This window comes from Krasilnikovia cinnamomea, from assembly GCF_004217545.1.
Classification (GTDB): domain Bacteria; phylum Actinomycetota; class Actinomycetes; order Mycobacteriales; family Micromonosporaceae; genus Actinoplanes; species Actinoplanes cinnamomeus.
Map to the genome: position 1 here is coordinate 2,146,672 of NZ_SHKY01000001.1, position 25,126 is coordinate 2,171,797.

General features: G+C 72.2%; 27 protein-coding genes. 17 read left to right on the forward strand and 10 right to left on the reverse strand.

The window, feature by feature from the left end; genetic code table 11:
* Positions 1 to 41 precede the first annotated feature (41 nt).
* From EV385_RS09515 to fdxA, 6 genes are all read right to left on the reverse strand, one after another.
* Positions 42 to 377 carry a hypothetical protein gene (locus EV385_RS09515; protein WP_130509137.1) on the reverse strand — a complete coding sequence of 112 codons (336 nt, stop codon included), beginning with the start codon at positions 375 to 377 and terminating at the stop codon, positions 42 to 44.
* 34 nt (positions 378 to 411) lie between these two features.
* Positions 412 to 672 carry a hypothetical protein gene (locus EV385_RS09520; protein ID WP_130509138.1) on the reverse strand — a complete coding sequence of 87 codons (261 nt, stop codon included), beginning with the start codon at positions 670 to 672 and terminating at the stop codon, positions 412 to 414.
* Between the two features lie 319 nt (positions 673 to 991).
* Positions 992 to 1,639: an SIMPL domain-containing protein gene (locus EV385_RS09525; protein WP_130509139.1), complete on the reverse strand. Its 648-nt coding sequence runs from the start codon at positions 1,637 to 1,639 to the stop codon at positions 992 to 994.
* A 133-nt stretch (positions 1,640 to 1,772) separates the two neighbouring features.
* The gene (locus tag EV385_RS09530; protein WP_130509140.1) at positions 1,773 to 2,225 is read right to left on the reverse strand and encodes a peptidase inhibitor family I36 protein; all 453 of its coding nucleotides are present in this window, start codon (positions 2,223 to 2,225) and stop codon (positions 1,773 to 1,775) included.
* Positions 2,226 to 2,255: 30 nt separating this feature from the next.
* Positions 2,256 to 3,350 carry a succinyldiaminopimelate transaminase gene (gene dapC / locus EV385_RS09535; protein WP_242624796.1) on the reverse strand — a complete coding sequence of 365 codons (1,095 nt, stop codon included), beginning with the start codon at positions 3,348 to 3,350 and terminating at the stop codon, positions 2,256 to 2,258.
* Positions 3,347 to 3,667, reverse strand: coding sequence for a ferredoxin (gene fdxA, locus EV385_RS34945; protein ID WP_242624797.1), 321 nt, complete (start codon positions 3,665 to 3,667; stop codon positions 3,347 to 3,349). The genes dapC and fdxA overlap by 4 nt, the downstream gene beginning before the upstream one ends.
* A 78-nt stretch (positions 3,668 to 3,745) precedes the next feature.
* Between fdxA and EV385_RS09545 the strand changes: the two genes are divergently transcribed.
* Positions 3,746 to 4,708 carry a GNAT family N-acetyltransferase gene (locus EV385_RS09545; protein ID WP_130509142.1) on the forward strand — a complete coding sequence of 321 codons (963 nt, stop codon included), beginning with the start codon at positions 3,746 to 3,748 and terminating at the stop codon, positions 4,706 to 4,708.
* A 6-nt stretch (positions 4,709 to 4,714) separates the two neighbouring features.
* On the opposite strand, the gene EV385_RS09550 is transcribed toward EV385_RS09545, so the two are convergent.
* From EV385_RS09550 to mshB, 3 genes are all read right to left on the reverse strand, one after another.
* Entirely contained in the window at positions 4,715 to 5,182 is a 468-nt protein-coding gene (locus tag EV385_RS09550; RefSeq protein ID WP_130509143.1) for a hypothetical protein, read from the reverse strand.
* Between the two features lie 94 nt (positions 5,183 to 5,276).
* Entirely contained in the window at positions 5,277 to 5,726 is a 450-nt protein-coding gene (locus tag EV385_RS09555) for a hypothetical protein (protein ID WP_165449433.1), read from the reverse strand.
* Complete coding sequence (gene mshB / locus EV385_RS09560; RefSeq protein ID WP_242624798.1) at positions 5,723 to 6,610, reverse strand: N-acetyl-1-D-myo-inositol-2-amino-2-deoxy-alpha-D-glucopyranoside deacetylase; 888 nt, start codon at positions 6,608 to 6,610, stop codon at positions 5,723 to 5,725. The genes EV385_RS09555 and mshB overlap by 4 nt, the downstream gene beginning before the upstream one ends.
* Positions 6,611 to 6,724: 114 nt before the next feature.
* Between mshB and EV385_RS09565 the strand changes: the two genes are divergently transcribed.
* The 16 genes from EV385_RS09565 (at position 6,725) to EV385_RS09640 (ending at position 24,356) form a co-directional block, all read left to right on the forward strand.
* Positions 6,725 to 8,527 (forward strand): prolyl oligopeptidase family serine peptidase, encoded by a 1,803-nt coding sequence (locus EV385_RS09565; RefSeq protein ID WP_130509145.1) that lies wholly within the window; start codon positions 6,725 to 6,727, stop codon positions 8,525 to 8,527.
* Positions 8,528 to 9,052: a Uma2 family endonuclease gene (locus EV385_RS09570; protein ID WP_130509146.1), complete on the forward strand. Its 525-nt coding sequence runs from the start codon at positions 8,528 to 8,530 to the stop codon at positions 9,050 to 9,052.
* 45 nt (positions 9,053 to 9,097) lie between these two features.
* Complete coding sequence (locus tag EV385_RS09575; RefSeq protein ID WP_130509147.1) at positions 9,098 to 9,640, forward strand: Uma2 family endonuclease; 543 nt, start codon at positions 9,098 to 9,100, stop codon at positions 9,638 to 9,640.
* Between the two features lie 49 nt (positions 9,641 to 9,689).
* The gene (locus EV385_RS09580) at positions 9,690 to 11,126 is read left to right on the forward strand and encodes a TldD/PmbA family protein (RefSeq protein WP_130509148.1); all 1,437 of its coding nucleotides are present in this window, start codon (positions 9,690 to 9,692) and stop codon (positions 11,124 to 11,126) included.
* The gene (locus EV385_RS09585) at positions 11,123 to 12,568 is read left to right on the forward strand and encodes a TldD/PmbA family protein (RefSeq protein WP_130509149.1); all 1,446 of its coding nucleotides are present in this window, start codon (positions 11,123 to 11,125) and stop codon (positions 12,566 to 12,568) included. The genes EV385_RS09580 and EV385_RS09585 overlap by 4 nt, the downstream gene beginning before the upstream one ends.
* A 259-nt stretch (positions 12,569 to 12,827) precedes the next feature.
* Positions 12,828 to 13,631 (forward strand): hypothetical protein, encoded by an 804-nt coding sequence (locus EV385_RS09590; RefSeq protein ID WP_130509150.1) that lies wholly within the window; start codon positions 12,828 to 12,830, stop codon positions 13,629 to 13,631.
* Positions 13,632 to 13,644: 13 nt separating this feature from the next.
* Positions 13,645 to 15,552, forward strand: coding sequence for a fumarate reductase/succinate dehydrogenase flavoprotein subunit (locus EV385_RS09595; protein ID WP_130509151.1), 1,908 nt, complete (start codon positions 13,645 to 13,647; stop codon positions 15,550 to 15,552).
* A complete protein-coding gene (locus EV385_RS09600; protein WP_130509152.1) occupies positions 15,552 to 16,574 on the forward strand; it encodes a succinate dehydrogenase/fumarate reductase iron-sulfur subunit in 1,023 nt (340 codons plus the stop codon). Before EV385_RS09595 ends, EV385_RS09600 begins: the two co-directional genes overlap by 1 nt.
* A gap of 126 nt (positions 16,575 to 16,700) precedes the next feature.
* Positions 16,701 to 17,918, forward strand: a complete 1,218-nt coding sequence (locus tag EV385_RS09605) for a cytochrome P450 (RefSeq protein WP_242624799.1) — start codon at positions 16,701 to 16,703, stop codon at positions 17,916 to 17,918.
* Positions 17,919 to 17,955: 37 nt separating this feature from the next.
* A complete protein-coding gene (locus EV385_RS09610; protein ID WP_130509154.1) occupies positions 17,956 to 18,585 on the forward strand; it encodes an alpha-ketoglutarate-dependent dioxygenase AlkB in 630 nt (209 codons plus the stop codon).
* Positions 18,586 to 18,666: 81 nt separating this feature from the next.
* Positions 18,667 to 19,725 (forward strand): hypothetical protein, encoded by a 1,059-nt coding sequence (locus tag EV385_RS09615; protein ID WP_130509155.1) that lies wholly within the window; start codon positions 18,667 to 18,669, stop codon positions 19,723 to 19,725.
* Positions 19,726 to 19,909: 184 nt separating this feature from the next.
* Positions 19,910 to 20,665, forward strand: a complete 756-nt coding sequence (locus tag EV385_RS09620; protein WP_130509156.1) for an SDR family oxidoreductase — start codon at positions 19,910 to 19,912, stop codon at positions 20,663 to 20,665.
* On the forward strand, positions 20,662 to 21,435 hold the full coding sequence (locus tag EV385_RS09625; protein WP_130509157.1) for an SDR family oxidoreductase: 774 nt from the start codon (positions 20,662 to 20,664) through the stop codon (positions 21,433 to 21,435). Before EV385_RS09620 ends, EV385_RS09625 begins: the two co-directional genes overlap by 4 nt.
* Positions 21,436 to 21,472: 37 nt before the next feature.
* A complete protein-coding gene (locus EV385_RS09630) occupies positions 21,473 to 22,486 on the forward strand; it encodes a phosphotransferase family protein (RefSeq protein ID WP_130509158.1) in 1,014 nt (337 codons plus the stop codon).
* Entirely contained in the window at positions 22,486 to 23,694 is a 1,209-nt protein-coding gene (locus EV385_RS09635; protein ID WP_130509159.1) for an acyl-CoA dehydrogenase family protein, read from the forward strand. The genes EV385_RS09630 and EV385_RS09635 overlap by 1 nt, the downstream gene beginning before the upstream one ends.
* Before the next feature lie 71 nt (positions 23,695 to 23,765).
* Positions 23,766 to 24,356 carry a TetR/AcrR family transcriptional regulator gene (locus EV385_RS09640; protein ID WP_130509160.1) on the forward strand — a complete coding sequence of 197 codons (591 nt, stop codon included), beginning with the start codon at positions 23,766 to 23,768 and terminating at the stop codon, positions 24,354 to 24,356.
* Positions 24,357 to 24,490: 134 nt separating this feature from the next.
* On the opposite strand, the gene EV385_RS09645 is transcribed toward EV385_RS09640, so the two are convergent.
* Positions 24,491 to 25,084: a DoxX family membrane protein gene (locus EV385_RS09645; protein ID WP_130509161.1), complete on the reverse strand. Its 594-nt coding sequence runs from the start codon at positions 25,082 to 25,084 to the stop codon at positions 24,491 to 24,493.
* Positions 25,085 to 25,126 lie beyond the last annotated feature (42 nt).

Below are 25,126 nucleotides of genomic sequence, written 5' to 3' on the forward strand. Positions count from 1 at the left end.
GATCCTTTTTACCCTTTTGTCCGCATTGACGTCGCCGCACGTCACAGCGCCGCGCGGCGGCGGCGCCGGTCCGGAACGGTCGGCCGGTGGGCCACGATCCGGCGGCGGCCCAGCCCGACGGGCCGGGTGTGCCGGGCCATCGACAAGCCGGGTGTGCGCGCCGGTGCGGGTGCCGCGACGGCCGGCTGCGGCGGCGGGACACGTACCGCCATGTCGAACATGGACCGGGAGGCATGGTCGTACCCCGCGCGGTAGGCCCCGTCCCGCTGCAGCCCCGTGCGATACCACTGGTGGACGCGGCCCGCGAGGTATCCACTCACGATGATCACCCCGAACGCGAGCAGAATCGGGACAAGGTCATTGCCGGACGCGGTCATACCGAGCCATTTCCCTCCGGTCGAAGCTGACTGATCAACGGACACCCGTCCGGTCGTCGAGGCGCGTCGCCGAGCCCCCGCGATCGTTGGTGGCGTGGGGCGACGCGGCCCGCAGGGTCCGGATCGCCAACGCGAACAGGGTGGACGACGCCTGGTCGTACCCGCGGCGGTAGGCCACCTCGCGCTGCAGGCCGTGCCGGTACCACTGGTGCACCCGGCCCGCGACGTACGCGGCCGCGGCCACCGCGGCGACCGCCAGCACGACCTGGAGCGCGAGATCGCCGGACGCCTGCATCAGCAAAGCGTAGTTATTCCGGCAAAAGTCTCATAGTGACCGAATTGGTGCATACTCCGCCTGGTCGTCCGGAGTGTCGCTGATGACAATCAGGTCCGGAATGTGCGATGCGCCCGCAGGCGGCCGGACGGTCGGGGCGGCGGCCACGTCGACGGCGCGAGGGGTCGGGAGAACGCGAAAACGGGTCCCTCGTGGAGAGACCCGTCGCGCTGGCGGCGCACCGTCGGCGGCCGAAACCGCGGTAACAGAGCGTGGGCAGGCGGTGCGCCGGAAATGAATGATAGCCCGGTGACCGCGCCGCCGGGCAGCTCGGCCGAGGTCAGCCCAGCTTCGTGGGCTCCGTGACGGCCACCCGGACGACCACGCTGGCCTGCACGGTCTGCGGCTGCGGATCGAGCTCCAGCTCCATCCCCTGCGCGCCACCACCGGACTCGAACGCCATCGCGCGCATCATCGGCTGGGCCCGGCCGGTGCCCTCGTCGGCGATCTCGACGAGACGGTCCACCTGCGCGCCGACCGCGTCCGCGTACTCCGCGGCGCGGGACAGGGCGTCCGCGATGGCCGCGCGGCGTACCTCCGCGCCCGCGGTGCTGCCGGGGCGCAACTGCCACCACGGGCCGGCCACCGTGGTCTGGTCCCGGTTGGCCAGTCGCAGCAGCAGCTCCCCGAGCACGGTGAAGTCGGTGACCGTGACCGTCGTCGTGACGCTCCCCGCGTACGCCGACACCCGCTCCCCGGAGCGCTTCAGCTCGGGCCGGACGAAAATCCCGCTGGTCTCCCGGCGCTCGATCGCCTCCGGATAGTCGTCCAGGGCCTGGCGCAGCCCGGCGGCCCGCTCGGTGAGCCGGGCCAGCGTCGTCTCCCGATCCTTGTCCCGGGCGGACACCGTCACGGAGAAGACCGCCTGCTCGGGCGGCACCTCCCGGAGCGCCTCGCCGCGGACCACCACCGTGGGTTGCTCGGCCATGGCCCCGACGCTACCGGCGCGCGGCAACGCCCGCACGGCGGCGGTCGCGCTCCTGTGGACGCCGCGCCGGACCAGGGCCGTCCAGAACGGCGAGACCACCGGGGCGCGCCCCGGTGGTCTCGCCGCAGCGTTACTAGCGGCGGGAGATCCTGAAGGAGGTGATCCGGTCGTTGTTGGCGCGGCCGATGTTGGTGTTCGCCGACATCGCGTAGATGGTCGCCAGGGGCGAGCCGGTGCAGCCGCCGTTGTCGTACACGTAGAACTGGAAGTGGGTGAAGTTCGCGATCGACGTGGTCTTGTTGTTGAGCGCGCTGGACATGTTGTGGCAGGGGTAGCCGTTGTCGTCGACGGCGTTCTCGCTCTGCGCCGGCCGGGCGAAGTTCTCGCCCGCGTAGAAGCAGATGTGCTCGTCGGTACAGGGCGAATCGGTCACCGGGACGGGCCGGGCGTAGGCCGCCGAGCCGAAAGTGAGAACGCCGGCCACCGCACCCGCCGCAACCGCGGCGATCCCCCGCTTGATGTTGGTCATGGTGGCGAACCATAACGATTGCCCCAGGAGGACACCAATCAATATGACGTTGATCATTCCCCGCGCCGTCCGCGACGGGGCCTCGCGTCAGCCGGCCAGGCGCTGCATGGCCGCGTCGACGCGTTCGTCCGTGGCCGTCAGGGCGACCCGGACGTGCTGGCCCGCGGCCGGGCCGTAGAACTCGCCCGGGGCGGCGAGGATGCCCTTGGCGGCCAGCCAGTCGACCGTCTTCCAGCAGTCCTCGCCCCGCGAGGCCCACAGGTAGAGCCCGGCCTCGGAGTGGGTGATCTCGAACCCGGCGCCGGTCAGGGCGGCGCGCAGCCGCTCGCGGCGGGCGCCGTAGCGGGTGCGCTGCTCGGCCACGTGCGACTCGTCGGACAGGGCGGCCACCATGGCGGCCTGCACGGGGCCGGGCACGATCATGCCGGCGTGCTTGCGGACGGCCAGCAGCTCGCCCACCAGCGCCGGGTCCCCGGCGACGAAACCGGCCCGGTAGCCGGCCAGATTCGAGCGCTTGGACAGCGAATGCACGGCGAGTACGCCGGTGTAGTCGCCGCCGCAGACCTCGTCGGAGAGCACCGAGACCGGCGTGGTGTCCCAGCCCAGCGACAGGTAGCACTCGTCACTGGCCACGACCGCGCCGCGCTCGCGGGCCCAGGCGACCACCTTGCGCAGGTGGGCGGCGGGCAGCACCCGGCCGGTCGGGTTCGACGGCGAGTTGATCCACACCAGCCGCACCCGGGGATCCGGGCCGACCGCGGTCAGCGCGTCGGTACGCACCGCCGTGGCCCCCGCCAGCCGCACCCCCACCTCGTACGTGGGGTAGCAGACCGGGGGGATCACCACGGTGTCGCCGGGGCGCACGCCGAGCAGGGTGGGCAGCCACGCCACCAGCTCCTTGGAGCCGATGGTCGGCAGCACCCCGACCTCGCCGGACGCGCCGCAGGCCGCCGCCGTCCAGGCGGCGATCGCGGCCCGGACCTCCCCGGTACCCGCGGTCAGCGGGTAACCGGGCAGGTTGGCGTTGGCCGTCAGCGCGGCGGTGACCACCGGCGGCACGGGGTCGACCGGCGTGCCGACGGACAGGTCCACGATTCCGCCCGGGTGGGCCGCCGCGACCGCCTTGGCGGGCTCCAGCAGATCCCAGGGGAAGTCGGGCAGCGCCGACGAGAGCGTGCTCACTCCCCGCGCGGGGGCTGGGCGCCCACGAACGTGGCATCCTTGTCGATCTTGCCGACCTTCGAGGCGCCGCCGGGCGAGCCCAGGTCCTCGAAGAACTCGTAGTTCGCGTTCGTGTAGTCCTTCCACTGCTCGGGGACGTCATCCTCGTAGAAGATCGCCTCCACCGGGCAGACCGGCTCACAGGCCCCGCAGTCCACACACTCATCGGGGTGGATGTAGAGCATCCGGTTGCCCTCGTAGATGCAGTCGACGGGGCACTCTTCGATGCATGCCTTGTCGAGGACATCGACGCAGGGCTCGGCGATGATGTAGGTCACGGGCCTTTCCCTCCAAAGACTCGCCGCACCAGACCACGGCGGTTGTGAGCCTAGTATCTCCGCCGGAGGTGGTCGCACGTGCTCCGGCGACAGGATGTAGGACACCGCGTGGTGGTACGCCGAATTGTGGGCGTATCTGAGGATCGCCCACTTTTCACGGATGCGCTCGGCGAACTCGTCGACCTCACCGAGACGGAACTCACCCTGGCCACCGCCCAGGGGCCGCTGCGCGTGCCGCTGCAGGAGGTGCACCGGGCCAAACGGGTACCGGCCACCCGCCGCCCCCGCGCCGCCGACGTCATCGCCCTCGAACTCGCCTCGAACGAGGGCTGGCCCGCCGCCGTCCAGGCCCGGCTCGGCGCCTGGGTGCTGCGCGCCGCGCAGAACTGGACCGGCCGCGCCAACTCCGCGCTCGCCGTGGGCGACCCCGACCGCCCCCTCGAAGCCGCGATCGACGCGGTCGTCGACTGGTACGACCGGCACGGCCAGCAGGCCCTCATCAACGCGCCGATGCCGCTGGCCGCCCCGGTCAACGCCGCCCTCGACAACCGCGGCTGGACCGCCCGCCCGCTCACCCTCGTGCAGACCGCGCCGCTGAGCCGGGTGCTGGCCACCACCGCCGAGCGCCCCGACCTACCGGCGGTCGAGCTCGCCGACGCCCCGACCGACGACTGGTTCACCATGGTGGCCGAGCACAAGGGCAGCCTGCCGGAGGCCGCCGTGCGGGTGCTCACCGGCGTACCCGAAACGGTGTTCGCGCAGGTCCGCGACGCGGACGGTGAGCTGCTGGCGGTGGCCCGGGGGACGGTCACCGGGGCCGGGCGGTGGCACGGCATCGGCCTGCTGCAGGTCGCACCCCGGGCGCGGCGGCAGGGCCTCGCGCAGCACGTCCTGCGGGCCATGGCCGGGTGGGCGGCGCAGCGCGGCGCCAGCCGCGCCTACCTGCAGGTGGAGGAGCGCAACACGAGCGCGGTCGCGTTGTACCAGCGGGTCGGCTTCGACACCCACCACACCTACCTCACCCGGGAAGCCCCGGTCTGAGGCCGGTCAGCGACCCACGACGCGGCGCGGCCGGGTGGTACGGGCCTGCGCGTACGCGCGCAGCGACTTCGAGCGGTAGTCGCGCCCGAGCGCCGTGGCGATCCAGTAGCCGAGCAGCGTGCCGACGATCGCGAAACCGCTGTAGAGCCAGATCTGGGAGAAGAAGTTCCCCGCGCCGCCCGCGAACGGCGTGTCGCCGCTGATGAACGGTCCGACCAGGACCGTCAGCAGCATGCCCCCGAGCGCCGCCGCGGCCAGGTCCGGCAGCCACCGGCTCAGCGACATCCGCTGGCACCACCGGAACGTGAGCGTCGCCAGCACCAGCCCGATGACCGCGAACATGACGACCGACGCCCGGCTCTCGGCGGTCTCGTTTCCGGGGAACCCGATCCGGATCACCAGCCGGGCCACCACGTTGATCGCGAACAGGCTCAGCGCCAGAACCACGATCGGAAACCACCGCTGCTGCCTCATCGTTGCCCTCCCCTGGGGACGCGCCACGGCCCCGGCACGCACACCGGCCGTGGCTGCGCATCGTAGCGCCCCGGGGACCCCGCGGTCACCGCCCTCAACGCGGCGGGGCCGGTGGCCAGCGCAGGATCATCCGGTACGCGTACACCGCGAACGCCAGGCTGCCCGCCAGCACCGTCGCCAGCGCCACCCAATTCCGGGCGTCCACCAGGTGATCGCCCTCGGTCCGCCGGAAGCCCGTGGCCAGCAGCATCAGCACCGTCCAGGCCACCCACGGCGGGCCCAGCGCCCAGCGGCGCCCCACGGTCGTCACCGCGAACCAGGCCAGTGCCAGGTTGGCTGCCACCGCGACGGGAATCGCCGCCGCACCGACCCACACGCCGCCCAGCCGCAGCGGGGTCAGGAACAGCTCCAGCAGACCGCTGAACAGCGCCGCCAGCACCGAGATCACCAGCCCGGCCGTACGCAGGGCGGTCTCCAGCGCCCGCCGCGGCGGCTGCCCCGGCGGCGGAACCGGCTCGGCCACCACGGCCTCCTGAACCGTCATCGGGGCTCGGCGCCGACGACGTTGCTGAACAGGTCGCTCTCCCACTTGTGCGGGCCACTGACCTCGCCGCGCTCGCCCCGGACCAGGGTGTAGTACTCGACGCCCATGAACTCGCCGCCGAAGTCGCCCGCGATGCCGTACAGCCAGGAGTTGTCCGGGATCTGGGTGGCGTGGGCGCGCATCGCCGCCATCTTCTGCTCGTACCGGTCGGTGCCGTCCACCCGGGCCGCGATCTCGTCGTCCGGCGTGCCGAACGGCAGGTCCTCCACCCGCTCGATCTCCGCGAACGGGTTGCTGGCCGACTCCCGGAACGCCTCCATGCCCTCGGCCAGCACGCTGACCGGCATCGCCGTCCAGTAGATCTTCTGCGGCCCGAAGCCCTCGGCGTCCGCCAGCTCGGCGGCGCGCATCGCCACCCGGTGCGCCTGGATGTGGTCCGGGTGGCCGTAGAAGCCGTTCGGGTCGTACGTGATGACCACCTGCGGGCGGACCTCCCGCATGATCTCCACCAGGTACCCGGCGGCCTCGTCGAGATCCGCCTGCCAGAACGCCCGGGGATGCTCGTTGGTGGGCAGCCCCATCATCCCGGAATCCCGGTAGCGGCCCGCCGCGCCGAGGAACCGGTGGTCGGTGACCCCCAGCGCGGCGCAGGCCCGCCGCAGCTCGGCGATCCGGTACCCGCCGAGCTGGTCGGCCCGACCCGCCGCCAGCTCCGCCAGCTCCGGCACGTGGATCTCGCCCTCCTCGCCCAGCGTGCAGGTCACCAGCGTGACCAGGGCACCCTCGGCGGCGTAGTGGGCCATCGTGGCGCCCGTCCCGATGACCTCGTCGTCGGGGTGGGCATGCACCAGCAGCAGGCGGCGGGACGGTAAAGGCTCGGTCACGGCGGCAACTTTACGCGCGGCGCCGCCGCCCGAGGGGTGTCCCACTTGCGCGCGGCGCCCCTGTTCGGCGCCCGTCATGCCGGTTTGGGGCGCACGAGGGGGGCCGGATCAGCGATGCTGGTGGTCGTGGAGGTTCCCACGCTCACGGAGCAGGCCGACGGGGCGGCCGACACGCCGTACGCCGTCACGGTCGGCGCGGACGGCGCCCGCGTGGCGTTCCTGCGCGCGGGCGCGCTGTGGGTGCACACCGTCGCCACCGGCGCGCAGCGCTGCGTCACGCCGGGGCCGGTCCGCGCGTACGGGGTGGACGGCCCCGCCCGCACGGCCGCGTTCACGGTCGACGGGCGGCTGCACCGCGCCGACCTGGCCACCGGCGAGGTGACCGAGGTCGACACCCCCGCACCCGCCGACGACCCCCACCCCGATCCCACCGGCACCCACATCGGCTACCTCGACGCGGACACCCTGCGGGTCGTCGCGCCGGACGGCACGGACGAGCTGCTGGCCGGGGAGGCGGGCGTGCGCTGGGGCCGGGTGGACGAGGCCAGCGCCCAGTTCGGCCGGACCCGCGGCTGGTGGTGGGCGCCCGGCGGCGGGCAGATCCTCGCCGTACGCGCCGCCGGGTCGGTCAGCCTGCACCTGCTCGACCTGTACGGCGGCTGGGTCGACGTGCACTGGGACCGCGAGACGTACCCGTACCTGGTCGACGTGCACTGGGGCGACGGTGGCGGGCCGCTGATCACGGTGCTGCGCCGCACCCAGCAGCACGGGCTGGTGCTCTCCATCGACCCGCGTACCGGGGAGACCCAGGTGCACGCCGAGCTGGCCGACGCCCGCTGGGTCGAGCCGGTCGCGGGCACCCCCCGGCACCTGCCCGACGGCCGCGTGCTGGTCGGCGGGGAACTCGCCCACGACGGCTTCGACGCGCGCTGCCTGTTCGCCGACGGCAGCCTGCTCACCCCGCCCGGCCTCTACGTGCGCCGGGTGGTCGGGGTGCTGCCCCGCACGGGCGTCCCCGCGGCCGGACCCGACCTGATCGTCGAGGGCACCGACGGCGAGCCGGCCGAGCAGCACGTGTTCGCGATCCGTACCGCGATGGTCGGCGGCGGGGCCGACGCCCGGCGGCTGACCACCGAGCCCGGCTGGCACCGCGCCGAGGTCGGCGGCGACGTGGTCGTGCTGGCCTCCTCGTCGCTGGCCGGGCCGCCGACGTGGACGATCCGGCGCGGCGACGCCGCCGTCGGCATCCTGGCCGCCCCCGCCCCCGCATCCGCGCGGCAGGTGCCGCAGCCGGCGCTCGCCCGGGTCACCGACCGGCGGCTGCCCGCCGCGGTGCTGTACCCGCCCGGCCATCTCAGCGGCAACCGCCTGCCCGTGCTGGTCGACCTCGGCCTCGGCCCCGGCCACCAGCAGGTCGTCCTCGACGAGGCGGCCTGGCGGGACCGGCGGTGGTGGGCCGCCGCCGGGTTCGCCGTGGTCAGCGTCGATTCCCGGGGTACGCCCGGAGTGGCGCCCAGCTTCGAGAAGGTGGTGCACCGGCGGCTGGCCGATGTGGCGCTCGCCGACCAGGTGGACGCGCTGCTGGCGCTGACCGGCAAGAACCCCGACCTGGAACTGACCCGGGTCGCCGTACGCGGCACCGGCCTCGGCGGCTGGCTGGCCGCCCTCGCGGTGATCCGCCGCCACGACATGTTCCGCTGCGCGGTGGCCCGGGACCCGGTCACCGACTTCACCCGCCTGCCCACCGCCCTCGCCGAGCGCTACCTGGGCCGCCAGGCCGACTCCCCCGAGGTCTACGCCCACCACCGCCTCGCCGAGGACCCGGCCACCGACGCGCTGCTCGTGCTCGACCGCGCCGCCGACCCGGCGCGGGAGCTCGACTTCATCCGCCACCACACCGACCGCCTGGAGCGCTGAATGACGATCCTGCTTTCGGACAGCGTCCTGCCCACCACCGGCCTGCCGCTCACCGAGAACGACTACTTCGCGCTGGGCCCGACCGGCGCCCGGGTCGAACTGTGGGACGGCAGCCTGCACTCCTGCCCCCGGGAGACGCCACGGCACCAGCTCATCGTGGGCGCGCTGGCGGTCGCGCTGCGCGCCGGGCGCGCCGACATGAACATCCTGTCCAGCGTCGCCGTACGCCTGGATCCGGGCCGGATCGCGGTGCCGGACCTGGTGGTGACCGGCCCGATCAACCTGGACGCGCCGTTCATCGAGGCGGCCGCGGTGCGGCTGGTCTGCGAGGTGGTGTCGCCGGGCAGCGCGGCCGTGGACCGGGCGATGAAGATGTACTGCTACGCGGCGGCGGGCATCCCCTGGTACCTGCTGGCCGAGCAGGAGTTCAACGGCCTGTACAGCTACGTCCTGAAGGAGGGCGTGTACGTCCAGGACAACGTCATGCACCTGGGCGGCGTCACAGGCGTCGAGTTCGGCCGCTGAGGCGTGGGAGACTGACGAGGTTCGCCATTGGACCCGGAGGTGCCCGTGACGACAGCGATCTTCGGCCATGGGCGGCCGTGGACCGAGGAGGACTTCCTCGCCCTCGGCGAGACCAACGACCGCGTCGAGCTGTTCGACGGGAGCCTGTTCGTGACCCCCGCCCCCACCCCCCGGCACCAGCGCATCTCCCGACGTCTTGCCAATGCGCTGGATACGGGCGAGCTTGAGGTGCACGAAGCCGTCAACGTCCGGCTGCGCCCCGGCCGCGTCCCTATCCCGGACGTAGTGGTCACGGATCCCCTCGACTTCGACGAGGTGTTCGTCAGCGCGGCCGTGGTGCGGATGGTGTGCGAGATCGTGTCGCCGTCCAACGCTTCGGCGGACAAGGTGCTCAAGATGCACTACTACGCCGCCGCCGCGATTCCCTGGTACCTGCTCGTGGAGCAGGACACCGGCGCGCTGCACCTGTACCGGCTGTCCGGTGACAGGTACCTCGAGCACTCCGTCACGCTGCCGGGCGGCGTGCTCACCCTCACCGATCCGGTTCAGGCGACGATCAGGCCGGAGGATCTGCTGCCGCCAGGATGACCGTACGGTTCGGGCGCGGCGTGTCGGAGCCGTCGCCTAGGGTCGCGTCATGAGCCACTTTGACGAGGCGTCGGCGGCGGTGCAGGCCGCTCTCGACGCCGGGGCCCGCTACGCCGACGCGCGCGTGATGCTGCGCCGCACCGAGTCGGTGTCCGCCCGCGACGGTGACATCGAGGACCTGAGTTCGGACGAGAGCGCGGGTCTGGGTGTACGCGCGCTGACCAGCTCCGGCTGGGGCTTCTACGCCGTACCCGAACTGTCTTCCGCCGCGGCCCGGGCCGCCGGGCGGCAGGCCGCGCAGCTCGCGAAGGCCGCGGCCTCGGTGCCCGGCGCCGCCGGTGAGCTGGTGCCGACGGGCGCCGCGCAGGCGAGCTGGGCCAGTCCGTGCGAGGTGGACCCGCTGTCGGTGCCACTGTCGGTCAAGGGCGATCTGCTGGTGCGCGCCACCGCCGCCGCCCGGGACGCGGGCGCCGACGTGGCCGAGGGGATCTGCCAGTTGTGGGACACCCGCAAGTGGTTCGTCTCCAGCGAGGGGCACCGCATCGACCAGCACATCCGCGAGTGCGGCGCCGGGGTGAGCGCGAGCGCGTTCGGCGACGGCGAGATCCAGCGCCGGTCCTGGCCGTCCTACCGCGGCCAGTACGGCACGCGCGGCTGGGAGCTGGTGGACGAACTGGCGCTGGTGGAGCACGCGCCCCGGATGGCCGAGGAGGCGCGGGCGCTGTTGAGCGCGCCGCTGTGCCCCGCCGAGGAGACCACCCTGGTGCTGGGCAGCGAGCAGCTCGCCCTGCAGATCCACGAGTCGGTCGGCCACGCCATCGAGCTGGACCGCATCCTCGGCTGGGAGGCCGCGTTCGCGGGCACGTCCTGGCTGGAGCTGGAGCGGCTCGGCGCACTGCGGTACGGCTCCGAGCTGATGAACATCACCATCGACCCGACGATCCCGGGCGCGCTCGGCAGCTTCGGCTACGACGACGAGGGCACCCCGGCGGCGCCGCGCGACGCGGTCCGCGAGGGGCGGTGGGTGGGGGTGCTGGCCGGGCGGGATTCGGCCGCCGCCGCGGGGCTCGACTACGCGGGCAGCGTCCGCGCCGACGGCTGGGCGCGGCTGCCGATGGTGCGGATGACCAACGTGGGCCTGGAGCCGGGCCCGCACACCCTCGACGAGATCATCACGGCCACGGACGACGGGGTGTTCATGGACGTCAACCGTTCCTGGTCGATCGACGACCGGCGGCTGAACTTCCAGTTCGGCTGCGAGATCGGTTATGAGATCAAGAACGGCAAGCGGGGGCGGATGCTGCGCAACCCCACGTACACGGGGATCGGCCCGAGGTTCTGGCAGTCGATGGACATGCTGTCGTCGGAGATCGTCGCCTGGGGCACCCCGAACTGCGGCAAGGGCCAGCCCGGCCAGATCGGCCACACCGGCCATCCGGCGGCACCGGCCCGCTTCACCGGCGTCCGGGTGGGGGTGCGGGGATGACGACCGAGACGGTACGCGGCGGCGCGGAGCTGACGCTGGCGGGCCGCGTGGTGGAGCTCGCCGCCCGGATCGCCGGGCCGGGGGCCGAGGCGGAGGTGGTGGCGACGCACACCGCGGACGCGCTGACCCGCTTCGCCAACTCGGCGATCCACCAGAACGTCGCGGAGGCCACCACGGCGGTCCGGCTGCGCCTGCACGTGGACGGGCGCACGGCGGTCGGCTCCACCACGGTCACGGACGCGGCGGGGCTGGCGGCGCTGGTCGAGCGTACGGTCGCCGCCGCCCGGATCAGCCCGCCGGACGCGCGCTGGCCGGGCCTGACCCCGCCGGCACCGCTGGCGGCGGCGGGCCTGGTCGACGAGGGAACCGCGCAGGCCACTCCGGACGAGCGGGCCGCGCGGATCCGCGACTTCGTGGCCGCCGCGGGCGGCCTGGAGACGGCCGGGTTCTGCCGGACCAGCCACACCGGCGCCGCGTTCGCCAACAGCGCCGGCCAGTCCGTCGAGGGGCGGGCGGCGGACGCGGGCATGGACGGCATCGCCCGGGTGCCCGGGGCCGACGGGGTGGCCCGCTGGGCGACCGGTCGGCTGGCCGAGCTGGACGGTGCGGCGCTGGGTGCCCGCGCGGCGGCCAAGGCGCGCGCCGCCGCCGACCCGGTCGAGCTGCCGCCGGGCCGCTACGAGGTGGTGCTGGAGCCGGAGGCGGTGGCGGATCTGCTGACGAATCTGGCGGCGTTCGGGTTCAACGGCAAGGCGTGGGCGCAGGGTGAGTCCTTCGCGGAGCTGGGCGCGGCCCAGTTCGACCCGGCGATCACGCTGGTGGACGAGCCGCTGGGGATCGCGGGCGAGCCGGTGCCGGGCCTGCCGTTCGACGTGGAGGGCACGCCGCGGGCGGCGCTGGTGCTGGTCCGCAACGGCACCACGGCGGCGGTGACGCACGATCGCCGGTCCGGTGCTGACGCGGGCGCGGCGTCGACCGGCCACGGCTCGCCGGTGTCCCGGTCGTGGGGCCCGGTCGCGCACCACCTGCGCCTGGTGGCCGGTCCGGCCGGGCCCTTCCGGGCGGGCGACGCGTCGGGCCCGGCCGGTCCTGCGGGCGGTGGGCCGGGTCCGGTGGCCCCGTCGGCGGCTCCGCTGGTCGCGGGCGTGGCGCGCGGGCTGCTGATCACGGACCTCTGGTACACCCGCGTGCTGGATCAGAAGAGCCTGGTCGTCACCGGCCTGACCCGCAACGGGGTCTGGCTCATCGAGGACGGCCGGATCACCCGGGCGGTCGGCAACATGCGGTTCACGCAGTCGTACCCGCTGGCGCTGGCCCCGGGCGCGGTGCGCGGGATCGGCGCCGAGTCCGTGCCGCTGCCGGATCGTTGGTCCGGCGTGCGGCACCGGGCGCCCGCCCTGCACCTGGCCTCGTGGCAGCTGACCGGCAATGCCTCCGGCTGAGCTTTTCATCCCTTTTCTGGCTGTTAGTCACGAATGGGACTGGTGAGACCGGCGGGGCCGGAGGGATTGAAAGTGATGTTGTACACACTGTGGCTGTGTTCGACGTCACGCTCTGGCTTCACGCGGGGATCACACGCGAGACTCCCTTGCGCACGAACCGCCGGAGTCGCGGCGTAACGTGTGCCACACACAGGAACCGCACACGCCCGCAAATCGGGCGCGGGCCGCGCGATGCAGGGCACTCTCAGGGAGACCTTGAATGACGACGACGGCAACGAGGCCGGACGCGGGGCGGACACGCGCTGCGATCGCGGCGAAGACGTTGCGTACGGATCGGTGGTGGTTCCCGCCGCTGATCACCTTCGTGGGCCTGACCGCGTGGGTCACCTACGCGACCGTCCGCGTGTTCATGCACAAATGGTTCTGGGTCGAGGAGTACCACTACCTGACCCCGTTCTACTCGCCGTGCGTCACCGAACGGTGTGGGAACGCGGCCGAGTTCGGCACCCCGCTGCCGGCCAACTGGTTCATCCCGGACGCGGCGTTCACGCTGCCGTTCCTGCTGCTGTTCCGGCTCACCTGCTACTACTACCGCAAGGCGTACTACCGCGCGTTCTGGCTGTCGCCGCCGGCCTGCGCGGTGCCCGACGGTCACCAGAAGTACACGGGTGAGACCCGGTTCCCACTGATCTTCCAGAACATCCACCGCTACGCGTTCTACGCCGCCGCGGTCATCTCGATCATCAACACCTGGGACGCGATCGTGGCGTTCCACAGCCCCGAGGGCTTCGGGTTCGGGCTGGGCAACGTGATCCTGGTCGGCAACGTGGTGATGCTGTGGGCGTACACGTTGTCCTGCCACTCCTGCCGGCACATCGTGGGCGGGCGCCTCAAGCACTTCTCCAAGCACCCGGTGCGGTACAGCTTCTGGAACCTCGTGTCCAAGCTGAACACCCGCCACATGGCGCTGGCCTGGATCACCCTGGGCACGCTCGCGCTGACCGACTTCTACGTCATGGCGGTCGCCGCGAATTGGATCAACGACCTGCGGTTCATCAACTAGAGGGCCCCCATACATGACAACCCGAATCGAACGACACCACTACGACGTCGTCGTGATCGGCGCCGGGGGCGCGGGCCTGCGGGCGGCGATCGAGGCCCGGCTGGCCGGCAAGAAGACCGCGATCATCTCGAAGTCGCTGTTCGGCAAGGCGCACACGGTCATGGCCGAGGGCGGCGCGGCCGCCGCCATGGGCAACGTGAACAGCCGCGACAACTGGATGGTGCACTTCCGCGACACCATGCGCGGCGGCAAGTTCCTCAACAACTTCCGCATGGCCGAACTGCACGCCAAGGAGGCCCCGGAACGGATCTGGGAGCTGGAGACGTACGGCGCGCTGTTCGACCGTACGAAGGACGGCAAGATCTCGCAGCGCAACTTCGGCGGTCACGAGTACCCGCGCCTGGCGCACGTCGGTGACCGGACCGGCCTGGAGCTGATCCGCACCCTGCAGCAGAAGATCGTCTCGCTGCAGCAGGAGGACCACCGGGAGACCGGCAGCTACGAGTCCCGCATCCGGGTGTTCGCCGAGACCACGATCACCGACCTGATGCTCGACGGCAACAAGGTCGCGGGCGCGTTCGGCTACTACCGCGAGTCGGGCGAGTTCATCCTGCTGGAGGCGCCCGCCGTCGTGCTGGCCACGGGCGGGGTCGGCCGCAGCTACAAGGTCACCTCGAACTCGTGGGAATACACCGGGGACGGCCACGCCCTCGCCCTGCGCGCCGGGGCCACGCTGATCAACATGGAGTTCCTGCAGTTCCACCCGACCGGCATGGTCTGGCCGCCCTCGGTCAAGGGCATCCTGGTCACCGAGTCGGTCCGGGGCGACGGCGGCGTGCTGCGCAACTCCGAGGGCAAGCGGTTCATGTTCGACTACGTCCCCGACGTCTTCCGCAAGCAGTACGCGGACACCGAGGCGGAGGCGGACCGCTGGTACACCGACCCGGACAACAACCGGCGCCCACCGGAGCTGCTGCCCCGGGACGAGGTGGCCCGGGCCATCAACAGCGAGGTGAAGGCGGGCCGGGGCACCAAGGCGGGCGGCGTCTACCTGGACGTGTCGACCCGGATGCCCGCCGAGACCATCATCAAGCGGCTGCCGTCGATGCACCACCAGTTCAAGGAACTGGCCGACGTCGACATCACCAAGGAGCCGATGGAGGTCGGCCCGACCTGCCACTACGTGATGGGCGGGGTCGAGGTCGACCCGGACTCGGCGGCCGCGCACGGTCACGTCGAGGGGCTGTTCGCGGCCGGCGAGGTGTCCGGCGGCATGCACGGCTCCAACCGGCTCGGCGGCAACTCGCTGTCCGACCTGCTGGTCTTCGGCAAGCGGGCGGGCGAGCACGCCGCCGCGTACGCCGACTCGCTGGCCAAGCGGCCCAAGGTGGCCACGGCCGACGTGGAGAAGGCGGTGGACGCGGCGCTGGCGCCGTTGCAGCGCGAGGGCGGGGAGAACCCGTACACGTTGCAGCAGGACCTCCAGGCGGTGATGGGCGACCTGGTCGGCATCATCCGCCGCGAGGGTGAGCTGAGCGACGCGCTCAAGCGGCTGCAGGAGCTGAAGCTGCGGGTGGCCAACGTCGGCGCGGGCGGCGGCCGCCGCTACAACCCGGGCTGGCACCTGGCCCTGGACCTGCGCAACATGCTGGTGGTCAGCGAGTGCACCGCGAAGGCGGCGCTGGAACGCGAGGAGTCCCGCGGCGGGCACACCCGCGAGGACTACCCCAAGATGGACCCGCAGTGGCGCCGGGTGAACCTGGTCTGCTCCCTGGACGGCAACGACGTGGTGCTGGAACGCAAGCCGCTGCCGACGATCCGGACCGAGCTGATGCAACTGTTCGACCGCGCCGAGCTGGGCAAGTACCTGACCGATGAGGAACTCGCGGACTTCGACGCGTCCACCAAGGGGGCGAAGTAATGGGCACCAAGCGCCACTTCCGCGTCTGGCGCGGTGACGAGTCGGGCGGCGAGATCCAGGACTACGACGTCGAGGTCAACGAGGGCGAGGTGGTCCTCGACATCATCCACCGCATCCAGGCCACCCAGAGCCCGGATCTGGCCTGCCGGTGGAACTGCAAGGCCGGCAAGTGCGGCTCGTGCTCGATGGAGATCAACGGCATGCCGAAGCTCGGCTGCATGACCCGGATGAGCACGTTCGAGGCGAACGAGACCGTCACCATCACGCCGCTGCGCACGTTCCCGGTGATCCGGGATCTGGTCACGGACGTCTCCTTCAACTACGAGAAGGCGCGCGAGACCCCGGCGTTCGCCCCGCCGGCCGGGGTGAAGCCCGGCCAGTACCGGATGCAGCAGGTCGATGTGGAGCGCTCGCAGGAGTTCCGCAAGTGCATCGAGTGCTACCTCTGCCAGAACACCTGCCACGTGGTGCGCGACCACGAGGAGAACAAGCCGGAGTTCTCCGGCCCCCGGTTCTTCATCCGCGCCGCCGAGCTGGACATGCACCCGCTGGACGCCAGGACCGACCGCAAGGAGTTCGCGCAGGCCAGCATGGGCCTGGGCTACTGCAACATCACCAAGTGCTGCACCGAGGTCTGCCCCGAGCACATCAAGATCACGGACAACGGCATCATCCCGATGAAGGAACGGGTCGTCGACCGCCGCTACGACCCGCTGGTCTGGCTCGGCCGGAAGATCTTCCGCCGCGACCAGCTGGAGTCCGGGCACGCCGGTGAGATGACGCCCAGCGTCACCGCGGGCGTGACGGGTGTCGCGGCGGGCCTGGGCCCGTCGGGCGCCCGGCCGCCGCAGGGCCCGCCGCTGGGGCCGGACGGCCGCATGGAGGTCTCCGAGCTGATCGCCTCGAACGCGGGCGGCCCGTCCCCGTTCGGTGACGACCAGGAGTTCCCCCTGCCGGGCTCGGAGCTGACGTACCGGCACCCCGCACCGGGCAAGGACGCGGCCCCGCCGAGCTCGCACTGAGCAACGCGTTCCCGAAGGCCCGCCGGTGGACCGGCGGGCCTTCGCCGTATGCGCGGGCGGCGAGGGTGTTGTCGATCGCTCGACTTCGATACGTTAGCGGGACGTCACGCTACGGAGGTGAGCCCGTTGGCCGGACCGTCTGCCGCGCCCGAGGCACCGATCCCGTTCCCGTTCCCGCCGGCACCCTCGATCTTCCACCCGCAGCCGGAGCTGGCAGAGCTGCGGCAGCACCACCCGGTCGTGCAGGTCCAGCTCCCCGACGGCAAGACCGCGTGGCTGGTCACCCGCTACGAGGACGTCCGGCAGGTGCTCATCGATCCGCGGTTCAGCCGTGCCGCGGCGACCGGCCCGGACGTTCCCGACGTCGGGCTCGGCCAGGCCGCCGCCGACTCCATCCTGAGCCTGGACCCACCCGATCACACCCGGCTGCGCCGCCTGGTCGCGGGCGCGTTCACGGCCCGCCGGGTGGAGGCGCTGCGGCCCCGGGTGACCAAGCTGGTCGACGAGCTGATCGACCGGCTGCTGACCCTGCCGCAGCCCGCCGACCTGGTGGAGAACTTCTCCCTGCCCCTGCCGATCCAGGTGATCTGCGAGCTGCTCGGGGTGCCGACGGCCGACCGTCACCAGTTCCGCGAGTGGTCCGACACCGTCATGAGCGACCTGAGCCGCGACCCCAAGGAGATCGACGCGGCGCTCGACCAGCTCGGCGAGTACTTCGGCCGGCTGATCGCCAGCAAGCGCGCCAGGCCCGACGACGACCTGATGACCGCGCTGATCGCCGCGCGCGACGAGCAGGACCGGCTCACCGAGCCGGAGCTGGTCCGGCTCTGCTACACGCTGCTGGTGGCGGGCCACGAGACCACCGCCAACCAGATCAACATGTTCCTGCTGACGCTGCACGAATACCCCGAGCAGCGGGACCGGCTGCGCGACCGGCCCGAGACGATCCCGCAGGCGGTCGAGGAGCTGATGCGCTTCGTCCAGCTCGGCTCGGGCGGCGCGGGCCTGCCCCGGGTCACCACCGAAGACGTCGAGCTGAGCGGCGTACGGATCCCGGCCGGATCGGCCGTGTTCCCGGTGATGAGTTCGGCCAACCGCGACCCGGCGGCCATGGCGGACCCGGACCGGCTCGACGTGACCCGTTCGCAGACCGCCCACCTGGGCTTCGGGGCGGGGCCCCACCACTGCCTCGGCGCCCAGTTGGCCCGCCTCGAGTTGCAGGAGGCGCTGCGGGGGCTGCTCACCCGGCTGCCCGACATGCGGATCGCGGTGCCGGTCGAGGAGCTGCCGTTCAAGGAGGGGATGCTGCTGAACAGCCTGCGCACCCTGCCGGTCCGGTGGTGATTGGCACACCCGTACTAATCCGGCCTAGAGTGGGCCGGTGAGCAGCGCATATCAGCCTTCGATGCTCGATCTGGCGGCCGGGGTGACGCTGGAGCCGCTGCCCGGCCGGCTCACCCGCCATCCGCTGACGGCGGGTGCGTGGGTGGATGTGCTGCCCGGTTGGGTGCACGGTTCCGACAGCGTCTTCGAGGCGCTGCTGGCCGACGTGGACTGGCGGGCCGAGCGGCGCCAGATGTACGACGGCGTGGTCGACGTGCCCCGGCTGCTGCACTGGTACGGGCCCGGCGAGCCGCTGCCGCATCCGGCGCTCACCGAGGCCCGGCAACGGCTGTCGGAGCACTACGCGGACGAGCTGGGCGAGGAGTTCGTGACCGCCGGCATGTGCCTGTACCGGGACGGCCGCGACAGCGTCGCCTGGCACGGCGACACGCTGGGCCGCTCCGCCCACGCCGACACGATGGTGGCGATCGTGTCGTTCGGCTCGCCCCGCAACCTCATGCTGCGGCCCCGCGCGGGCGGCGCGAGCCTGCGTTTCCCGGTGGGTCACGGGGATCTCATCGTCATGGGCGGGTCCTGCCAGCGCACCTGGGAGCACGCGATCCCGAAGACGGCCCGGCCCGTGGGGCCACGGGTGAGCGTCCAGTTCCGACCCCGCAATGTCGCCTAATGGGAGCCTGATCTCCATTTCCAGTGTGCCGCCGATCACATAGATTCACGGTGATCTATCACACCGGATGTGGGAGCGCACATGCTCGACAGGATTCGGGTCGTCGCCGCGGCTGCCGCCGCGGCCCTTCTGGTCATCACCGGCACCGAGGCTCCAGCGCACGCGGCACCCGGCCGCGCCGCGGCACCCAGCCGCGCCGAGCTGGCGCTGCGCTGGGCGCCGATCCACTACCAGGACGTGGACGCCACGGGCAGCCACGCGCTGGGCGGCAGGTCCGACTACCTGACCCGGGTCGACTTCGACGGCGACCTGATCGGCCGCGACAACTGGGACGACGCGGCGCGCGCCGGTGCCGACTTCACCGCGGCGGCGTACTACTCCGTCGCCGAGACCAGCACGCACTGGTTCATCACGTACTTCTTCTACCACCCGCGCGACTGGGTGGATCACCCGTTCTTCGAGACCGAGCACGAGAACGACGGCGAGGGGACCACGCTGGCCATCGAGAAGGACGGTTCGACGTACGGGGTGCTGCGCGCCGCGGTGACCGTGGCGCACACGAACTTCTACTCCTACACGCCGTCCGGCAGCACGTGGACCGGCGGGCGGGAGAATGTGGACGGCACGCTGCAGTTCCAGTCGTCCCCGCACGACGGTTTCCCGCATCCCGTGACCGCGCAGGAGGCCCGGGGGCACGGCCTCAAGGCGTACCCGCAGTACAAGATCAACGGTGACGGCATCGTCTACTACCCGGCGACCGAGGGCGAGACGCCCAGCAGCGGCAACGACCGGGACGTCCGGTACCGGCTGATCGACGTGTTCGCGCCCGGCGGGCTGTGGGCGCAGCGCGCCAACCCCAGCCTGTTCGTCCACCTCGGCACGTTCGCCGGGGACGACTCCGGCGACTGCGGGGCGGGCACGTGGGACTGCACGACCGACTCGGCGAACGCGCCATGGGGCTGGGACGACGGCGACGACACGGTGGGCCGGGGCGAGATCGCCACGGATCCGGCGAAGCTGTCGGCCGAGTACTTCACGGTCCCGGGCGGCCTGTCGCGCGCCTACACGTACAACCCGTACGCGGGCGCGGCCGCCGCCCTGCGCGAGGCGGACCGTACGCTGCCGCGCACCGTCGACTGATCACTCTGGGGCACCGGGCGGCGCCACCGCGTCGCCCGGTACCGCGTCCCGGTCCGGCGCCGGGTGTCATGCGGCACGTCGGCCACCTGTTGCGGTCGCACCGCTGCTCGGGGGAGGGTAGGCGACGGGCGTACTGGCCGGTAATGTTCGCACTCTGAGTGCAGATATGTCCGAAGGAGCTCGCATGACTCAGTTGGCAGGCGCAGTGGCGATCGTGACTGGAGCCAGCCGCGGCATCGGCTTCGCCATCGCCCAGCGCTTCGTCGCCGAAGGCGCCCGGGTGTGCATCACCGGCCGCGACGCGACCGCTCTGGAGACCGCCGTCAAGGACCTCGGCGGCGCCGAGCACGCCATCGCGGTCGCCGGGCGCGGCGACGACCCGGACCACCGCGCCGAGGTCATCGACACCACGGTCGGCGCGTTCGGCCCGATCAGCCAGCTGGTCAACAACATCGGCATCAACCCCGCGTACGGCCCGCTGGGCACGCTGGACCTGGGCGCCGCCCGCAAGATGTTCGACGTCAACGTGGTCGGCACCCTCGGCTGGGTGCAGGAGGCCCTGCGCGGCGGTCTCGCCGAGCACGGCGGCTCGATCGTCAACATCTCCTCGGTCTCCGGCGTGCGTCCCGCCCCCGGCATCGCCTTCTACGGCGTCACCAAGGCCGCCCTCATCCACCTCACCGAGGAACTCGCCGTCGAGCTGGCCCCGAAGGTCCGGGTCAACGCGGTGGCCCCCGCGGTCGTGAAGACCCGGTTCGCCACCGCCCTCTACGAGGGCCGGGAGGAGAAGGTCGCGGCGACGTACCCGCTGCGACGCCTCGGCGTGCCGGAGGACATCGCCGGGGCGGTGACTTTCCTCAGCTCCCCGGACGCGAGCTGGATCACCGGGCAGACCCTGGTCATCGACGGCGGCGTGACGCTGGCCGGGGCGGGCGAGTGAGCGCCCCCCGGGTCGTCGTCACCGGCGCGGGCGGCGGCATCGGCGCGGCCCTGGCCCGCCGGTTCGCCGCCGACGGTGCCCGCGTCATCGTCAACGACCTCGACGCGGCAGCCGCCCAGGCCGTCGCCGACGAGATCGGCGGCCTGGCCGTGCCGGGCAACGCGGCCGACGAGGCGTTCGTGCGGCAGCTCGTCGACACCACCTGGGCCGAGCTGGGTGGCTGCGACCTGTTCTGCGCCAACGCCGGGGTGCTGCCCGGGGGCGCCGAGGACGCCCCCGACGCCGCCTGGGAGAGGGCGTGGCAGGTCAACGTCATGTCGCATGTGTACGCGTCCCGCGCCCTGCTCCCCCGCTGGCTCGACTCCGGCGGCGGGCGGCTGCTCCTCACGGTCAGCGCGGCCGGCCTGCTGACGCTGCTGGGCAGCGCGCCGTACTCGGTCACCAAGCACGCGGCGCTCGGCTTCGCGGAGTGGCTGCGCGCCACGTACGCGCACCGCGGCATCGTCGTGCAGGCGCTGTGTCCGCAGGGCGTGCGCACCGCGATGCTCACCGACGGCGGGGACAGTGCCAGCAAGGCGCAGCTCGCCGCGACCGCCCTGGACCCGCAGGAGGTGGCCGCGGTGGTCGCCGACGCGATCCGGGGCGACCGTTTCCTGGTGCTGCCCCACCCCGAGGTCGCCGAGTACTACCGGCACCGGGCCGACGACCCGGACCGCTGGCTGGCCGGCATGAACAAGATCCAGCGCGGTTTCGAAGGTCCCGCCGCGTGAGCGTGGGCCACGAGCGCGGGCGAAAGGCGGGCACAGCATGAGCGAACGCACCGGGCCGAAGGGACTCGACCTGGAGCGGTTGCGTGCCTACCTCGGGGACGGCCCGCCGCTGCGGGCCACCATGTTCGCCGGGGGCCGGTCCAACCTCACGTACGCGGTCACCGACGGCACCAGCCGCTGGGTGCTGCGCCGCCCGCCGCTCGGCCACGTCCTGCCCACCGCGCACGACATGGCGCGCGAGCACCGGGTGCTGACCGCGCTGTCACAGGCCGGTTTCCCCGCGCCCGCCCCGGTGACACTGTGCACCGACCCCGAGCCGATCGGCGCCCCGTTCTACCTGATGGAGCACGTCGACGGCGTGATCTACCGGGACGCCGCCGCGCTGACCGCGCTCGGACCCGAGGCCGTGCACCGTCTCATCCTCGGCCTGGTCGACACGCTGGCCGACCTGCACGCGCTGGAACCCGCCGCGATCGGACTGGCCGACTTCGGCCGCCCCGAGGGCTTCAACGACCGCCAGGTGCGCCGCTGGAAGAAGCAGCTCGACGCGTCCCGCAGCCGCGACGTGCCGGGCATCGACGAGCTGCACGCCCGGCTGGCGGTCGACGTGCCGCAGGGTCCGCCCGGCGGCGCGGTGGTGCACGGCGACTACCGCCTCGACAACGCGCTGATCGGCCCCGACCTACGGGTCAACGCGGTGCTGGACTGGGAGATGTCCACCCTGGGCGACCCGCTGAGCGACCTGGCCCTGCTGCTGGTCTACGCGGGCCGCCCGCTGCTCACCGGCCCGGGCGGGCAGGTCGCCCCGATCTCCGTACCCGGGCATCCCGGCCTGTCCGAGCTGGCCGGGCACTACGCCAAACGCTCGGGCCGCGACGTCAGCGACCTGCACTGGTACGTGGCCTTCGCGGCGTTCAAGCTGGCCGTGATCCTGGAGGGCGTGCACTACCGCTTCGTGCAGGGGCAGACCGTCGGCGAAGGATTCGACACGGTAGGGGACCTCGTCGCGCCGCTGGTGCGCCAGGGACACGAGGCGCTGGAGGGAGACTGATGGACTTCGCGTACGACGAGACCACCGAGGACTACCGCAAGCGGCTGCTGGCCTTCATGGACGAACACGTCTACCCGGCCGAGGAGCATTTCGAGGCGAGTTACCGGGGCGACTGGTCGCCGCCCGGCGTCCTCGAACCGCTCAAGATCGAGGCCAGGCGCCTGGGCCTGTGGAACCTGTTCCTGCCGGGCAGCCACGGCGCCGGGCTGACGAACCTGCAGTACGCGCCGCTGGCCGAGATCACCGGCCGCAGCCCCGCGCTCGCACCGGCCGCGCTGAACTGCGCCGCACCCGACACCGGCAACATGGAGGTGCTGGCCGAGTTCGGCAGCCCCGAGCAGCGGGAACGCTGGCTGGCGCCGCTGCTGGACGGCACGATCCGCTCGGCGTTCGCGATGACCGAGCCGCAGGTCGCCTCCTCGGACGCCACGAACATCGGCACCCGCATCGCCCGCGACGGCGACGAGTACGTCATCACCGGCCGCAAGTTCTACATCTCCGGCGCGATGAACCCGAACTGCGCGATCTTCATCGTGATGGGTAAGACCGACCCGGACGCGCCCCGGCACCTGCAGCAGAGCATGGTGCTGGTCCCCCGGGACACGCCGGGGCTGACGGTGCGCCGGGGCATGACCGTGTTCGGCTACGACGACGGCGACCACGGCGGCCACGCCGAGGTGGACTTCGACGACGTCCGGGTACCGGTGGCCAACCTGATCGGCGAGGAGGGTTCCGGCTTCGCCATCTCGCAGGCGCGGCTGGGCCCGGGCCGCATCCACCACTGCATGCGGCTGATCGGCATGGCCGAGCGCGCGCTGGAGCTGATGTGTAGGCGGGCGCTGGACCGCACGGCGTTCGGCAAGCCGCTGGCCGACCAGGGCGTGGTGCGGGAGTGGATCGCCGAGTCCCGGGTCCGCGTGGAGCAGGCCCGGCTGCTGGTGCTGAAGGCCGCCTGGCTGATGGACACGGTCGGCAACAAGGGCGCGCACACCGAGATCCAGGCCATCAAGATCATCGCTCCGGCCACGGCCGAATGGATCATCGACAAGGCGATCCAGACGTACGGTGCGGCCGGTGTCGGCCAGGACACCCCGCTGGCCCGGCTGTGGAGCCAGGCCCGCACGCTGCGGCTGGCCGACGGCCCGGACGAGGTGCACAAGCGCTCGCTGGCCCGCCGGGAGCTGAACCGCTACCGCAGCGGCCGATGACGCCCCTCGGGCGCCGCGAACCACCATCGGTAACGCCACCGCCGGAACCCCGACCGACATCGGAGGGCGCGATGACCCGACCGCAGCGCATCGACGGGCGTACGGCCCGGGCCGAGCGAACCCGCAACGCGATCGTGGACGCGCACGTCGAGCTGATTCTCGGCGGCGAGTTACGCCCCACCGCGGAGCGCATCGCGAAGCTGGCGGGGGTGTCGCTGCGGGCACTGTGGAGCCACTTCACCGACATGGAGGCGCTGTTCGCGGCGAGCGGTCAGCGGGTCATGGAGCAGCGCGACGCCGCGTTCGAGCCGGTACCGGTGGACCTACCGCTGCCCCGGCGGATCGAGGCGTACTGCGTGCAGCGGGCCCGGTTGCTCGAGCAGGTCGCGCCGGCCGCCAAGGCGGCGTCGCTCAAGGAGCCGTTCTCCCCGGCCTTGCAGCGCAACCGCCGCGCGCACGTGGACGGGGTCCGCGACGAGCTGCGTACGCTGTTCGCCCCGGAGCTGGCGGCCGCGGGCGACCGCGCTCCCGAACTGCTGACCGCGCTGGTCGGCGTCAGCATGTGGCCCACCTGGGGCACCTGGCGCGACGCCATGGGGCTGGACCCGGAGCAGTCCCGCGCGGCGCTGACCCGTACCGTCGCCGCCCTTCTCACCGCCTGATCGGCGCTGCCGATCGTCGCGGATCTTGGCGAGTTGTGGCGAGCTGCTCACCCAAACTCTCCAACCTCTGCGGCGCAGCCCACGCCGCGTGGCCGGCGACCCGTAGGTCGCCGGCCACGCGGTGCGGTGTCAGGTCAAAGCAGCCAGTGGTTCTTGCGGACGAAGGGGATGTGGCCCCAGATCTTGCCCAGGCCCCAGGTGTGCCCGGCGTAGGTCGCCGCGGCGACGATCATCGCGAGCGCGTAGATGACGTGGTAGTCGACGATCGGGTTGGTCGAGCCGCTGGGGTCACCACCGGCGGTGTGCTGCGCCAGCGGCCACTCGGCCAGCCACATCATCGCCATCATGATGGTGCCGCCCACCGCGGCGATCCGCAGGCCGACGCCCAGCATCAGGGCCAGTCCGAGCCCCAGTAGACCGGCCATGAACAGGAAGTCGCACCACCAGGTCCCGGCCATCGAGTGGAACATCGACTGGAACGGCCCCACCTCGACGTTGGAGAGGAAGCCTCTGGTCGGCGAGCCACCGTTGATGACGGCGCGTTCGGACGGGGTCGAGTAGTTCAGGCCGAACATCTTGTCGAGGAAGGCCCAGAGGAAGACGAAGCCGGTGGCCATCCGCATGACGGCGATCGCCTTGGCGGCGAACTTGGTCATCATCGAGCCGGGGATCTCGGCTTGCTCGAGGGGGCGTTCCAGAGTGCGCTTGGTGGATGCGTGGACGGTCATCGCTGCCTCCGTGTCCTTCACCGTTTGACAGATCAACCTTCC